Raw genomic sequence first — 14,755 nt, 5'->3', positions numbered from 1 at the left:
TATGTTTGTTCGGCATCAATATGATATTAGAAGTTGTTGGCCGTGATATCGTTTTGCATATCTCTTCATATAGTGATGCGCAAAGTGTTTTTGTACAGGGGCTTATTCTGACGTTGTCAAATCCACTGACAATCGTATTTTGGGGAACAGTTTTGACCCAAAAGATGATAAAAGAACAATTACGTCGATCGGAATTGTTCTTTTTTTCGGCAGGATTGGTTTCGGCGACAGTATTCTTTTTGACAGGGATAGCTATCCTTGGAACAGAGATGAAAGAATTTCTTCCTGACACTATTTCCAATGGTATGAATGTTGTAGTGGGTGTAGTGATCGTATATTTTGGAATAAAGATGTTTCTAAATAAGCAGTAGAATAGGATAATTGTAAGATGGTGTCCCGATAAATACAAAAAGACCGTTGCGTAGAGGCATTTCTCTATCAACGGTCTTTATTTTATTGATTTGTTTTCGGCGATATCTCGTTCCACAATGTGAATCCAAGAATCAGCATACCACCGATCACTTGCCATAAGGTCATTGCTTCACCCAAGATAACGACGGAGATGAGGACTGCGACCAAGGGGTCGATATAGCTGAGGATAGCAGCCTTTTGGCCGGGCAATTCTTTCAGCGAGGAGAAGTACATACAATACGTGATACCTGTATGGAAAAGACCGACGATCAGAAGATTGATCCAACCGATGTTATCCAGGTTACAGAGTGTGATACCGCTTGTTGAAAAGACGTACGGAAGCAAGATGATGATCGCGGCAATGAATTGCAAAAAGGTTCTCGGCATTCCTTCGACATTTTTGATGAACTTATTCAAGAGGATGACTGTCGCATAAAATACTGCGGCACCCAAGCCGAACATGATACCAAGCAGATTGTTTCCACTGCCTACATCGCCGATGCCAATGATCAGAATAAGTCCGAGTGTCGACATGATAAAGCATATGATCTGTTTAATGGTCAGTCGTTCGCGAAACAGGATCGGACAGACGAGCGTCACGATAACAGGCGCGAAATAATAGCTGAGTGTTGCAAGTGAAACGGTCGTATATTTGTATGCCTGAAACAGAAGTATCCAGTTGATACCCATTGCCATACCGGAAGCCAAGAGAAGAGGTATCTCTTTTTTGATAGCGGCAAACGGTATTTTTTGTTTGGTAAGAAATAAAAATCCCGTAATCAGCAGTGCCGCCAAGATGGCGCGATATAGTGCCAATTCTCCCGAAGAAACGGCAATGTTTCGTACGAACGGACCCAGCGTACCGAATATTGCCATAGCTGTGATCATCATAAAACGTGGTGACATAATGTGCAGCATAATACTAACTCCCTATAACCTTATTGTATCAAAATGAATTTGACTGTGCCTTCTATGTTTTGTTCGTGCCGGGTGCAAGTGAAAGCTCACAATGTTTTGCTTCAGACTCCCATTTAATTAGCATAATAACAGCATTTATCAAATAGATGCCCCACATTGCAAGGGTAGCAATATTATCAGAGCCTGCTTGAAAATCGCAATACCACATATAAACACTGCATATATTGACAAACAGCCATATCCACCATTGCTCGGAATACATTTTGACTGTAGCGATCATGGCAACGACGGAAGCAACGGTCGTAAAGGCATCAATAAATGGCATCACATCACCTAAGGAGCGTAACCACAAGCCCAACAGATAGCTTGCAATAAGTATAGCGAATGATCCGATCATTCTGCTATACCAAGACATGCGACGTTTGGATATCTCATATGTAACTTGGTTAATATTCTTTTTCCATAAAAATACACCGACAAACATCATAGGAAGATAATATCCTGCATTTAAGAGGACTTCACCGTATAGTGTCGCTTCGAATGAAATCATCGAATATAGCACGCAGTTTATCATGCCGAAAAAGTAGGCACTGATATTGCCCTTTCCGATACAGACTACATAAGTGATGCCCGACACGGCAGAAATTATGCCGATCAATGTATCATTCCAGTAGAGAGATAAGAATGTGATTGACAGAATACAGAATATAAGCCATGAGATCTCCCATAATTTCCAATTAGTCAATTCATGTTTCAAAATCGTTTTCATATTTGTCATACGATAATTATTCCTTGGATTATTTTGTCATATAAACCTTATTTTATAATAGAAATTTGTTTCTGACAAGGCAAGAAAAGAGCAAGAAATAGTTGGATGAAATATGTAATTAAGGAAGGATTATCCAAAGGAGTGTCGAATAACCATAATATGGAAAACAAAACCAAAAACAAATGAAGGGAGAAAAATAATGTATAAGGGGAAAATCAAAATTGCAATTGCTGACAATGATTGGGGATTCGTGCAATCTCTACGAGATTATTTGTCGAAACAGGCGGATTTCGAAGTAGTCGGGACGACTTGTGATGGTGAGGAATTGATCAAGATCATTGAAACACAATCTCCCGATATCGTAACGCTCGAATTGATTTTGCCGAAACTTGATGGAATCGGTGTATTGGAAACGATGTCGAAAATGGAAACCAAACGGCCGAAGGTCATTGTTGTCAGCGAGATTGCCAAAACTGCGGTAAAAGCGGTACTGGAGTTGGGCGCAGACTATTATTTGATGAAACCGATCGAAAAGGAGGTGTTAGTAAATCGACTTCGTTTGCTGGCAGGTATGCTTGATGAACATCGTCCCATCAGTTCCAAGACAGAAGTGCAAGCAGTGGCAAGACAATCGCTTGATATTGAAGTGACGAATATTATCAGGGAACTTGGGATCCCTGCGCATATCAAGGGATATCAGTATTTGCGCGATGCGATCTTGCATATTGTGAACGATATGGAACTATTAGGCTCGGTTACCAAGGTTCTCTATCCGATGATCGCGGAGCAATATTCGACGACACCAAGCAGAGTAGAACGTGCGATTCGTCACGCAATAGAAGTTGCATGGGGACGCGGAAATATTGACTTGATTCATCGTATCTTTGGGTATACTATTAATATTGAGAAAGGGAAACCTACCAATTCTGAATTTATGGCGATGATTGCTGATAAACTTCGATTGGAGATGGTTGCACGATAGGAAGATGAGGGGTCAATATGGAGCAAGGTTTGGAAGAAAAAAAGGTCACATCGACAGAAGTGTATCGTGGGAGTTTTTTGCGGATATATCAAGATAAGGTACTTCTTCCTGATGGCAGAGAAGCATCGCGTGAATATGTGAAACATCCGGGTGCGACGGCTGTTGTGCCGATCACAAGTGACGGTCGTATCGTATTAGTGCGTCAATATCGTTATCCTGTCGGTAAAATAACATTGGAGATCCCTGCAGGGAAATTGGACGCAGAGGAAGAGCCGCTTATCTGTGCGAAACGTGAATTAAAAGAAGAAACGGGATATATTGCAGATTCGTGGACAAAGCTCACATCACTTTTGACGACACCGGGATTTACGGATGAGGTCATCCATTTGTACAAAGCGGAAAATATGCGATTCGATGAAGCATGTCCCGATGAAGATGAATTTATCCATACTTGTTTATGTACGCCTGAAGAAATTCGCCGCATGATCGCCGATGAAACTATCGTCGATGCGAAAACACTTGTAGCCTTGTTTATGGCAGGCATCTAATTAGTGAGAATTATGATAACCGACAAAAGCAAGCATCATTCTTGAGTGAGAATGATGCTTGCTTTTGTTTTGACAAGAATCATAAAGCCTTCGTTTCATGAATATGAATCAACGAGGAACGGAGGGGACGAAGATGGATCATACTTGGATTAGGGATATGATCGGTTATATCAAACATCATTTTGCTGTGTGTTTTTTTATTGTGCTTATTTTCGGTACGGGGATTGTGAGCGGGGCATTTGCTGTTCGCGTGTTGCCTGATGCGCAGTTATTGGAGTTGGCGGATTATTTAGAGGGATATCTGGGTGCGCTAAGAGAGCAGGCAGGCGTGATATCGCCGAGTGAAGCGCTCGAGATTGCAATATTTCACCATATGAAGAGTATTTTTTTGATATGGATGTTGGGATTTACGATGATCGGGATACCGTGTATCTTTTTTCTGGTGTTTACGCAGGGTTTTATTCTTGGGTTTACGATAGGATTTTTTATCCATGAATATATCCTGCAAGGCGCGCTGTTTGCTGTGATAGGCATACTGCCACAGCAGTTGTTGTTTGTGCCGAGTATGATTTTTACTGCGCTTTGTGCCGTGTCGTTCAGTATTCTGTTGATCCGCAGATGTACTTCGCGTACGACGCTGCAACTTAGAAGCCATGGAGTGAGATACTTGGCGATACTGCCGATGATGCTGATAATAACGTTTGTCGGGATATTGATAGAGGTGTACGTTTCTCCGTTTTTGCTTAAAGGAATTTATGGGATGTTTGGCTGAAATGAGGAGATGCTATGAGAGATAGGTGTCTGCAGTTGGCAAGGTGGTTATCCATGAAGCAGTATATCTTGCTCGCGATCATTGTGGGAATCGGGTTCGGGCTTTTATTATGGTGGCTGTTGAATGAACCGATACCGCAGGCTGTTCCCGATCGTTCGCTGAGAATATGATGTTGTATACAAGTTTCTTATGCAAGGATTTTGTCTTTGTATCAAGAATTTATATAATAGAATAGATTTTGTCAGGTAATGGGAGATGATACGATGTTTAAACGCGTATTTTTGGTTGTGATGGATAGTGTCGGAATTGGTGCCTTGCCTGATGCAGAGCGTTATGGTGACGGTGGTTCGGATACGCTCGGTAATATTGCACGAACACAAGGAGGGCTCAGACTTCCTGTATTGGAGAAACTGGGGCTTGGGCATATTGCGCCTATTGTTGGCATGGACGATACAAATGTACCTCTTGCTTCTTACGGTAAGATGGCGGAATTGTCACTGGGAAAAGATACGACAAGCGGTCATTGGGAAATAGCAGGCGTTCCGCTTTTTCGCGCGTTCCCAACATATCCGAATGGTTTTCCGCAGGAGGTAATTGATAGATTCCGTGAGGTGACGGGAAAAGACGTGTTGGGCAACTGTGTGGCATCGGGTACTGCGATCATTGCGGAATTGGGTGAAGAACATGTACGGACGGGAAAACCGATCGTCTATACATCGGCAGACAGTGTGTTCCAGATCGCGGCACATGAAGCTGTGATACCGCTTCCCGAGCTGTATGAGATATGTCGCTTGACTCGTGAGAAGGTCTGTGTCGGCGATCATGCTGTCGGTCGCATCATCGCTCGTCCGTTCATCGGAGAAAGTGGTGCGTTTACGCGGACGAGCAATCGCCATGATTACAGCTTGGAGCCGCCGTCTGCTACGCTTCTCGACGATATGAAGGATGCGGGATTCGATGTGATCGGTATTGGAAAGATTGCAGATATCTTTGCACACCGCGGTCTGACGGAAACGATTTTGACGAAGTCGAATGAGCACGGCATGGATGAAACGATACGCATGGCGCGTACATGGAACGGACAGGGGCTTGTGATGACGAATCTTGTTGAGTTCGACAGCTTGTACGGGCATCGAAATGATGCGGCAGGATATAAGCAGGCGTTGGAAGCGTTCGATGAACAGCTGTCTGTGTTGCTCGATGAGCTGACGGAGGAGGATTTACTCTTTATTACGGCAGACCATGGATGCGATCCGACGACAGTAAGTACCGACCACTCACGTGAATATGTGCCGATCTTGGCATATTGCAAAGGCAAAGCGTGTGTTGATCTGGGTGTACGCGAGTCGTTTGCCGATATATCAGCGACGATTCGGGATAATTTCGCGATGGAAAAAGGTGAATACGGAACGAGTTTTCTTGCGGTGTGGAAGGAGAATGAATGATGCTGACTCTGCTTGCGAAAAAGAGAGAAAAACAGAGACTTACGCGTGATGAGATAAAGATGATGATAGATGGATATGTCAGCGGACAGATTCCCGATTATCAAATGTCGGCGATGCTTATGGCGATCTGCTGTAACGGTATGATGATGAAGAAACAGTAGATCTTACGATGGCGATGGTCGCATCGGGGGATACGGTAGACTTATCTGCGATCGAAGGCGTGAAAATAGATAAGCACAGTACGGGCGGTGTCGGTGATACGACGACGCTGGTAGTCGCTCCGCTTGTGGCGGCGGCAGGTGTGCCTGTGGCGAAGATGTCGGGGCGTGGGCTTGGGTTTACGGGTGGTACGATCGATAAGCTGGAAGCGATAGACGGATTTTCGACGGCGCTCTCCAAAGAGCAGATGACAAAGCAGGTTCGCGATATCAAGATCGCCATTGCACAGCAGACAGATGCCTTGGTGCCTGCCGATCGTATGTTGTATGCCTTGCGTGATGTGACGGGAACGGTCAGCAGTATTCCGCTTATCGCATCTTCTATCATGAGCAAGAAGATCGCATCGGGTGCCGATAAGATATTGCTCGATGTCAAGTTCGGCAGCGGCGCGTTTATGAAAACGGTGGAAGAAGCAGAAGCTTTGGCCAAGGCAATGGTCGCGATCGGTGAGCTGGTCGGACGTGAAACGCGAGCTGTGCTCAGCAGTATGGAGGAACCGCTTGGAAAGCAGATCGGTAATTCGCTTGAAGTGGAAGAAGCTGTGCAGATATTGCGCGGTAAAAAAGACGGTCACTTGAAACAAGTCTGTTATGTATTGGCCGGAAATATGCTTCATATGGCGGGTATTGTACCTACGGTGCGGGCGGCGTATCCTGTACTCGATTCTCTGATCGGATCGGGCAAGGCGCTGGATAAGTTTCGCGAATTTGTGATAGCGCAAGGCGGTAAGACGGACTTTATCGAAGACTTGTCTGTTCTTCCGCAGGCTTCTTATCAGATGGAAGTGCTGTCAGAAAAAGAAGGTTATATCACGTCGATGGATACGCACAGAATAGGGATGTGTGCGTCGCTTCTCGGTGCGGGCAGAACGAAAAAAGGTGATGCGATAGACTTATCGGCAGGGCTTATCATGCACTGCGGTCTTGGCGATTGGATACGGCGCGGAGACCGTTTGGCGGTGCTGTATACGAATAAAAAAGATGCTCTTGTTGATGCAAGCACACTGTTGCGTAATTGTATCAAGATGAGCGAACATAGTGTGAAAAAAGGTCGTCTTATCTACGGCATTGTAGATAAAAACGGACTTCATACAGAATAAGTAAATGCGCGGCATAGATATTTTTGGTCTGTTTTTGTTCGATGCGGAATATGCATGGAAGAAAGAAGGGCAAAGGAGAGAAATCTATGCGGCGCATTTTGTTATTGTTGGGGACCATCAGTCTGATCTGTGTGTATAGCATATCTTGCTATGCTTCGGGCGTGCCGGAGCTTACGGCTAGGTCTGCGATAGTGACTGACGAGAACGGTACGGTATTGTATGAAAAAGACAGCACGCTTCGATTGCCGCCTGCCAGTGTAACAAAGATCATGACGCTTTTACTTGCGGTAGAAGCCGTAGAGAGCGGTGTAATGACGGCTGATGAGATGCTCGCTGTGAGTGTGCCCGCATCAAAAGAGGGCGGATCGCAAATATGGCTTGAGCCGAATGAGCAGATGAGTGCATACGATATGATGACGGCGATTGCCGTTGTTAGTGCGAATGATGCGGCGTATGCTGTGATGGAGCGTATCTACGGAAGCGAATCCGCGGCGGTAGAGGCGATGAATCGGCGGGCGGAGGAACTGGGGTTGACCGATACGCATTTCGCCAATGTAAATGGATTGCCGACAGAGAATCACTACATGAGCGTTCGTGATGTATCGGTATTGGTTCGAGAAGCAGTCAAGCATCCGCTCTATTTGGAGTTGTGCGGAAAAAAAGAAGTCTGGCTGCGTGGTGGGAAGAATTGGCTCGTCAATACGAACAAACTGCTCTGGTGGTATGCAGGGGCGGACGGTATGAAAACAGGCTGGACAGAAGAAGCGAAATATTGTTTTGCGGGAACAGCCGTGCGAGATGGACTGCGTTTGGTTGCGGTTGTGTTCGGCGCGGAAGAACCGCGTTCGCATTTGCGAGAAAGTATGTCACTCCTCGATTGGGGGTATCGCAACTATCAATATGAAAAGATCGCTGAAGCAGGTGATGTCGTCGGTTCGGCAACTGTACGAAACGGTGAAGAAGAGGTAGTCGAACTGATCGCATCGGAACCGATCGGATACCTGGAGAAGAGAGGTAAAGAAAAGAGAAATATCGAACGTATTATGCCGACGGAAGTCATTGCCCCAATCAGCGCGGGAGAGGTTTGCGGACAAATGATCCTACGTGAGAACGGTGCTGATATTGTCAGCGTTGATCTGATGGCAGGAAGGAGTATCGGTAAGATCAGATTTTGGCAGATCGTTGAGCGGAATATGGTGCGTATGATGACTTGGGAAGCATCCTGATAAGGGTGCTTTTTTCTTTGTAAAATAAATATATGGAAAAAGAAGGAAATAAAGGAGCGGCGCAGAAGATACAACAAACAAAGGAGGAATAATATGGAAAATAAAATCATGATGCAAAAAGGTGTGCTTGTAGTTGTGCTGGAAGGAGAGCTTGATCTGAATTCGGCAGAAGGGTATCGAGATGCGATAGATGATGCGATCATGCGTTGGGATGCGATGTATCTTGTCTTTGATTTAAGTAATGTCACGTTTATTGACAGTTCGGGACTTGGTATGATGCTTGGACGGTATAAGAAGATCGAACAAAAAGGCGGTCGTAGTGCCATGTACGGGATATGTCCGCGGCTCAGTCGGATGATAGAGGTTTCGGGGCTTCAAAAGCTGATGCCTGTTTATAAGACGCGAGAAGATGCGATAGAAGGGGTGTGACAGCCGTGGTAAAGCATAAGAATCAGATGCGAATGATATTTGATGCGTGGGAAGAAAATGTTGGAGTAGCGAGGGTCACGTCGGCTTCGTTTGCAGGACAGCTTGATTTTACGCTTGCAGAATTGGAGGAGATCAAGGTTGCTGTGTCGGAAGCGGTATCGAATGCGGTAATTCATGCGTACCCGAATCGGATGGGGCAGGTCGAATTATCAATGGTGATCGAGGATTCGTCTGTCGTATATGAGGTACGTGATCATGGAATCGGTATTGCTGATGTTGAGAAGGCACGTGAAGCAGATTTTTCTTCGCAGACTGAAAGAATGGGGATGGGGTTTGTTTTTATGGAATCTTTTATGGATTCTGTTACGGTAGAGTCGGTAGTTGATCAGGGGACGGTCGTGCGCATGGTGAAGTCTTGTTCACCGATAACGCTGCAGTAGGTGCTGACTGTTATGTGCGAGGAAAAAATCATATCACAGATTCTGTTGGCACAAAGCGGTGACATGGAGGTACAAGCGGGTATTGTTGCTGATAACTTAAATTTGGTACGAAGTGTCGTACAGCGATTCGGATTACGTGGTGAAGAATGGGACGATCTGTTTCAGACAGGTTGTATCGGTCTTATCAAGGCGATACAACGGTTTGATTGTACGCGTGCTGTGCGATTTTCAACATATGCCGTCCCGCTGATTATCGGGGAGTTGAAACAGTATTTTCGTGATAATCAAAGGATACACGTCAGTCGCTCTCTAAAAGAGCTGGCACAGCGCGTGCGTATGATGGAGCAATCTTTGTGGGACAAGCTGAGCAGAGAACCGACGGTACAAGAAATTGCGCAGGAACTGGAAGTTGCGCCTGCTGATATCGCGGCGGCAATGGAGGTGCAACACTGTGTTTCATCGCTGGATGAACCACAGGGAGGCTCTGCTGATAGTGTGACATTGCTTGAGATGATAGCATCTGATGTGACGCGCCCTGATGATATCGAACGAATATTTTTGAGGGAGCAGTTATCTATGCTGTCACTTCGTGATCGAGAGATCCTTATGATGCGATTTTGGCATGATAAAACGCAGCAGGAGGTTGCGAAACGACTGGGAATATCGCAGGTACAGGTGTCGCGCTTAGAGAAAAAAGCGATTTTGCTGTTGCGAAAAAAGGTTTTGGAAACAAAAAACAGATAAAGAGAAGGGCAGGCAGAATGTCTGCCTGTTTTTTTATGTAAAACAGGGATAAATCGGGTGCTTGGAGGAAACGATAACGAAGAGGTGTTATGTATGATATATCGGATATTGCTTGTATGTGTCATAGTGGTCGCGATAGGATGCTTTGTCTACTGGGGATATCTGCCCGAATCAGAGGGACCTATCTTGCGCGCGACTGCAGTATAGTGGAGGTGATATTGTGGGGGATTCAAGCCCAAAGATACCGAAAGGATATCAAAATTTGGTCGATGATGTCAGTCCCAAGCCGACGGTCATCAAGAATGTCGTATGGGCATTTATGGTCGGTGGTGCAATTTGTTTGCTGGCGCAGATGTTGCAGAATTATTTTATGGACTCGTTTGGCTTAGAGAAAAAAGAAGCATCACAAGCAGTTGTAATCGTTGTCGTTTTCTTGGGTGCGTTTTTGACAGGCCTTGGGGTATATGATGAGATCGGTAAGCGGGCGGGTGCAGGGTCTATCGTACCGATCAGCGGATTTGCGAATTCGATCGTTGCGCCCGCGATGGAGTTTCGTCGTGAAGGGCTTGTGTTCGGTGTCGGTGCGAAAATGTTTGTAATTGCAGGTCCTGTTATCGTCTATGGCGTTACGACTGCGGTAGCGATCGGGGTTATTTATTGGTTGATGGGCGGACAAGGAGGATAAGTGATGAAACGACGGATCGGAGAGCAGACGCTTATTTTTACGAATGAACCTGTCATCTTGCATACAGCAACGGTTGCAGGCAGTAAGGAAGGCGCAGGAAAGTTAGGTGGTTATTTCGATGTTGTATTGACGGATAACATCAACGGCTGTGCTTCATGGGAACAATGTGAGTCGAAAATGATGGAGCAAGCCGTGCGAACAGCAGTTTTAAAAAGCGGTAGGAATATCGAAGATATTGATTGTGTTTTGGCAGGAGATCTTCTGAATCAACTGATGAGTACACATTTTGCGATGCGTACGGTAGGCAGACCGTTTCTCGGCTTGTATGGTGCTTGTTCAACGATGGCGGAGAGTATGCTCGTCGGCTCGATGATGGTAGACGGTGGGTATTGTGATACGGTAGCGTGTTGTGCATCAAGCCATCACGAGGCGGCAGAACGGCAGTATCGTTTCCCAACGGAACTTGGTGTACAGCGGCCGCCGATAGCGCAATGGACGGTGACAGGCGCAGGAAGTGCAGTGATCGGTAAGGCTGTCTATGGACCGCGCGTTACGACAGGTACCATCGGTAAGGTGGTCGATTACGGTATCAAAGATACGAATGCACTCGGTGCGGCGATGGCTCCTGCGGCTGTAGATACGCTTCGTCAACATTTTGCCGATACAGGAAGAACGCCTGCTTATTATGATAAGATCTATACGGGCGATCTGGGGGCGATCGGACGTGAGATCGTGCTTCGTATGATGCGAGAAGATGGGATAGAACTTAGTGGTGTCTATGATGATTGCGGCTGCATGATTTACTTGGAGAATCAAGATGCGCATGCAGGTGCCAGCGGATGTGCCAGCTCGGCTCTCGTTTTTTGCGGATATTTGTTCAAGCAGATGCTTAAACAAAAGCTCAGCAAAGTGCTTCTTTTGGGGACAGGTAGTCTGCACAGTCCGACTTCCTATCAGCAAAAAGAATCTATTCCTTGTATATCGCATGCTGTATCGATCGAATTATAGGGAGGCGCTATCATGGAAGGATTACTGATGGCTTTTATCGTCGGTGGAATCATTTGTGTAATCGGGCAGCTGTTGATGGATCTGACGCCTCTGATGCCTGCTCATGTATTGGTGCTGTTTGTTGTGCTTGGTGGTGTGATCAGTGCTCTCGGATGGTATCAGCCGCTTATCGACATTGGGGGTGCAGGAGCAACGATACCTCTGCCGGGATTCGGTCATTCATTGGTGCAAGGTACGATAGAAGCTGTGCAAAAAGATGGCTTTTTGGGAATATTCAGCGGTGCGGTCAAAGCGACTGCGGCAGGTATCACAGCGGCAATCATTTTTGGTTTTAGTATGGCAATATTATTCCGTCCCAAAGACTGATGACAGACTTTGTGCAGGTGATCGTGACAAGAAAAGGCAGGTGAATCTATGATAACGGAAAAGAAGAGCATTGACCGAAATATTGAGAAGAATGTTGCGTATATGAAAGAATTGCTTGGTGTAGGTGTCAGCTTCGATATCATCTACCGTGAATTTCACCTTGGGAATAAACGAATCGCGACATTCGGCATCAATGGTATGAATGCGACACATATGATAACCGATGCACTGAAATCACTTTTCCCGTTACCGAGCGAAACACATATTTCGGCGGACGTACTCCAAAGCTTGTTCGTCCATAAAATGGCGATACAGCAGGCTAAGATCGTACAGGACTTGAATCAAGCTGTTATCAATCTGTTGGCAGGCGAATTGATCTTTCTCATTGATGGAGAGGATGAACTGTTATCAGTCGATGCGCGTATGTTTCCGGCTCGTACTCCGTCAGAATCAACGTTGGAAAAGGTAACGCGCGGGTCGAAGGATTCATTTATTGAAACACTTGTGTTTAACACGGCTCTTATCAGACGAAGACTGCGTGATCCGAATCTACGATTTGAGATCATCAAAGTCGGTACACGATCTCAGACTGACGTAGCGATCGCCTATATTGCCGATGTGACAAATCCCGATCTTGTCAATGATGTGAGAAGCAAGTTGAAAGAGATCGATATTGACGGGATCCCGATGGCAGAGCGGGCGGTGGAAGAATATATCGTTGAGGGGACAAGCTTAGATGTTATTCCGAAGGTGCGGTATACGGAGCGACCCGATGTGGCGGCTCTGCACCTATTGGAAGGGCATGTGTGTGTCATGGTCGATACTTCGCCGAACGTCATGATTCTGCCGACGACGTTTTGGCACCATGTACAGCATGCCGAAGAATATCATCAGACGATGCTTGTCGGTACATTCCTCAAGCTCGTTCGGCTTGTGGGCGTGTTCTTCTCTCTTTTTCTGCCGCCGCTGTGGCTTGTCTTGGCGATGAACAGTCATATCTTACCCGAAGCATTATTATTCCTCGGCCCGAAAGAACCCGGCATCATACCGATCGCCATACAATTCATATTGGCGGAATTTGGACTGGAGCTTGTGCGTATGGCAACGATCCATGTACCGAGTGCACAGGCGACTGCGCTCGGCTTCATCGGCGCGTTTATGTTGGGAGAATTTGCGACGAAGGTTGGCCTTTTCGGAAATGAAGTCGTCTTTTATATCGCCGTTGCCGCGGTAGGCAGCTTTGCTACACCGAGCGTAGAATTCGCAATGGCACTTAGGATGTTTCGTTTGTTTCTCATCGTTGCGACGGGACTATTTCATCTTCCGGGATTCCTCGTTGCAATGCTTATCGTAGCAATTATTTTCGTGCGGACAAAATCGTTTGGTGTACCGTATCTGTGGCCGCTCATTCCGTGGGATTTTCACGCACTGAAAAGTGTACTCTTTCGTTTGCCGATCACAGACGATGCGAAAAGACCGTCTGTGCTGAAACCGCGGAAAGCGAACCGAACGGGAGAAAAATGAATAAAAACAGACAATATTTCGGAAGGATATTGTCTGTTTTTTTGTTTTGTAAATCAGATGTGATCTTAGGAAAAAAGAAAATCATATAGTCTGAATTTAGCGAAAAAAGTTTGATTTTCGTTAGGCATGACACCATAAATATGATAAAATTAAATATATGAATACATTGTATTACAAAAAGAACGATAGATATAATATTTTGCAAAGAGAGGGGCTGGTGTTGTGAGAGAATTAGAAAGTCTGGGTAGTATAAGTATACTCATTTCGGAATTAAAGTCATGTATCGGGAAACTGGACAATGACTTGCGGAATGTTAGAAATGAGATAGGGAAAGATCATTTTTTGTCGAGAGATGTTTGTGAGGATATTGGACAGAATCTCCACGCGATCGTGGAATTGCAGACTAAGATATATGCCGAAACCGATAAGCTGCAGATCGAGATCCGTGGCAAATCGATCGGAACAGCAGAAAAGCTGATCAAAGAGCAGGAAGCTAAGTATCAAAAAGCTGCCTATATAAAAACGGTAGAGATGTTTATCAACGAGCTTCATTGTATGGATGCTGAGGTCGAAAAGATATTGGACGAATATCGTGAAGAAGTCAAGACTATTGTAACGACTTTGAGTCTGAACGAACAAGAACAGCAGATTGAAAAATTCGTCAAGTTAAAAGAACTGTATGAGCTTCCCAAAAACGATAAGTTGGGATATATTTTTTCCAATAATTTAAACGGAGTATATCCGAATAATCTAATGACGGAAATAATCAGGGGCTCTCTTTATCTTAGCCCCAATAATGGTGGAGAATCGTTTGGCGAGACAGCTGTGAAGATCGCTGAATCGATCTCGAGTTCTAAAGCAGGTTTTGAGAATAACGCACAAGCCACGACAGAAGATATCCTTGAGCAAGAAGCTGCTGACGAGCAGATTGCAGATGAAGGAGAAGCTGTTGAGTCGCAACCGACTGTTGAAGAAACCAATGGACAGACGCCTGATACAGAGAGTTCTTCTGAAGAAGAATCTTCGGAAGAAGTAGTGCTTGATGCAAAATATGAGGGTGCATTATATTCCGATGCAATCGAAAATGTTTTTGATGGAACGGAAGCTGTCAACAAAGTATTTAAGGCAAAAGCTGTTAGAAGTGAGTTCAATGGAACACCGATGGCGAGT

16 protein-coding genes and 1 pseudogene are annotated in these 14,755 nt (G+C 45.4%); 15 read left to right on the top strand and 2 right to left on the bottom strand.

All coding sequences use genetic code 11. The features are described from left to right. Positions 1-371 (top strand): LysE family transporter (locus tag IJN28_06760; GenBank protein MBQ6713465.1); only part of this gene is annotated, 371 nt, incomplete at its 5' end. Positions 372-453: 82 nt separating this feature from the next. On the opposite strand, the gene IJN28_06755 is transcribed toward IJN28_06760, so the two are convergent. Both IJN28_06755 and IJN28_06750 read right to left on the bottom strand, forming a co-directional pair. Further along, entirely contained in the window at positions 454-1,329 is an 876-nt protein-coding gene (locus tag IJN28_06755; GenBank protein ID MBQ6713464.1) for an EamA family transporter, read from the bottom strand. A gap of 52 nt (positions 1,330-1,381) precedes the next feature. After that, entirely contained in the window at positions 1,382-2,107 is a 726-nt protein-coding gene (locus tag IJN28_06750; protein ID MBQ6713463.1) for a nicotinamide mononucleotide transporter, read from the bottom strand. A 190-nt stretch (positions 2,108-2,297) separates the two neighbouring features. On the opposite strand from IJN28_06750, the gene spo0A reads away from it, so the two are divergent. From spo0A to IJN28_06680, 14 genes and pseudogenes are all read left to right on the top strand, one after another. Beyond that, a complete protein-coding gene (spo0A, locus tag IJN28_06745; protein MBQ6713462.1) occupies positions 2,298-3,080 on the top strand; it encodes a sporulation transcription factor Spo0A in 783 nt (260 codons plus the stop codon). Positions 3,081-3,097: 17 nt separating this feature from the next. Further along, positions 3,098-3,628: an NUDIX hydrolase gene (locus IJN28_06740; GenBank protein MBQ6713461.1), complete on the top strand. Its 531-nt coding sequence runs from the start codon at positions 3,098-3,100 to the stop codon at positions 3,626-3,628. A gap of 133 nt (positions 3,629-3,761) precedes the next feature. Beyond that, entirely contained in the window at positions 3,762-4,400 is a 639-nt protein-coding gene (gene spoIIM, locus IJN28_06735; GenBank protein ID MBQ6713460.1) for a stage II sporulation protein M, read from the top strand. 263 nt (positions 4,401-4,663) lie between these two features. Continuing rightward, the gene (locus IJN28_06730) at positions 4,664-5,845 is read left to right on the top strand and encodes a phosphopentomutase (GenBank protein MBQ6713459.1); all 1,182 of its coding nucleotides are present in this window, start codon (positions 4,664-4,666) and stop codon (positions 5,843-5,845) included. Beyond that, positions 5,842-7,163 (top strand): annotated as a pseudogene (locus IJN28_06725) (thymidine phosphorylase). Before IJN28_06730 ends, IJN28_06725 begins: the two are co-directional and overlap by 4 nt. Positions 7,164-7,249: 86 nt before the next feature. Then, positions 7,250-8,389: a D-alanyl-D-alanine carboxypeptidase gene (locus tag IJN28_06720; GenBank protein ID MBQ6713458.1), complete on the top strand. Its 1,140-nt coding sequence runs from the start codon at positions 7,250-7,252 to the stop codon at positions 8,387-8,389. Between the two features lie 93 nt (positions 8,390-8,482). After that, on the top strand, positions 8,483-8,818 hold the full coding sequence (locus IJN28_06715; protein MBQ6713457.1) for an anti-sigma factor antagonist: 336 nt from the start codon (positions 8,483-8,485) through the stop codon (positions 8,816-8,818). Between the two features lie 26 nt (positions 8,819-8,844). Beyond that, on the top strand, positions 8,845-9,258 hold the full coding sequence (gene spoIIAB, locus IJN28_06710) for an anti-sigma F factor (protein MBQ6713456.1): 414 nt from the start codon (positions 8,845-8,847) through the stop codon (positions 9,256-9,258). Between the two features lie 12 nt (positions 9,259-9,270). After that, on the top strand, positions 9,271-10,002 hold the full coding sequence (locus IJN28_06705) for a SigB/SigF/SigG family RNA polymerase sigma factor (GenBank protein MBQ6713455.1): 732 nt from the start codon (positions 9,271-9,273) through the stop codon (positions 10,000-10,002). Between the two features lie 196 nt (positions 10,003-10,198). Beyond that, on the top strand, positions 10,199-10,687 hold the full coding sequence (spoVAC, locus tag IJN28_06700) for a stage V sporulation protein AC (protein MBQ6713454.1): 489 nt from the start codon (positions 10,199-10,201) through the stop codon (positions 10,685-10,687). A 3-nt stretch (positions 10,688-10,690) separates the two neighbouring features. Next, positions 10,691-11,695: a stage V sporulation protein AD gene (gene spoVAD, locus IJN28_06695; GenBank protein ID MBQ6713453.1), complete on the top strand. Its 1,005-nt coding sequence runs from the start codon at positions 10,691-10,693 to the stop codon at positions 11,693-11,695. 12 nt (positions 11,696-11,707) lie between these two features. Next, positions 11,708-12,061 (top strand): stage V sporulation protein AE, encoded by a 354-nt coding sequence (gene spoVAE / locus IJN28_06690; protein MBQ6713452.1) that lies wholly within the window; start codon positions 11,708-11,710, stop codon positions 12,059-12,061. 51 nt (positions 12,062-12,112) lie between these two features. Further along, positions 12,113-13,585, top strand: coding sequence for a spore germination protein (locus IJN28_06685; GenBank protein ID MBQ6713451.1), 1,473 nt, complete (start codon positions 12,113-12,115; stop codon positions 13,583-13,585). A gap of 222 nt (positions 13,586-13,807) precedes the next feature. After that, positions 13,808-14,755, top strand: a 948-nt coding sequence (locus tag IJN28_06680) for a hypothetical protein (GenBank protein ID MBQ6713450.1), incomplete at its 3' end; no start/stop codon positions are given.

The sequence above is a fragment of the Selenomonadales bacterium genome, assembly GCA_017442105.1.
Classification (GTDB): domain Bacteria; phylum Bacillota; class Negativicutes; order RGIG982; family RGIG982; genus RGIG982.
This window is presented reverse-complemented; position numbering and strand designations above follow the sequence as displayed.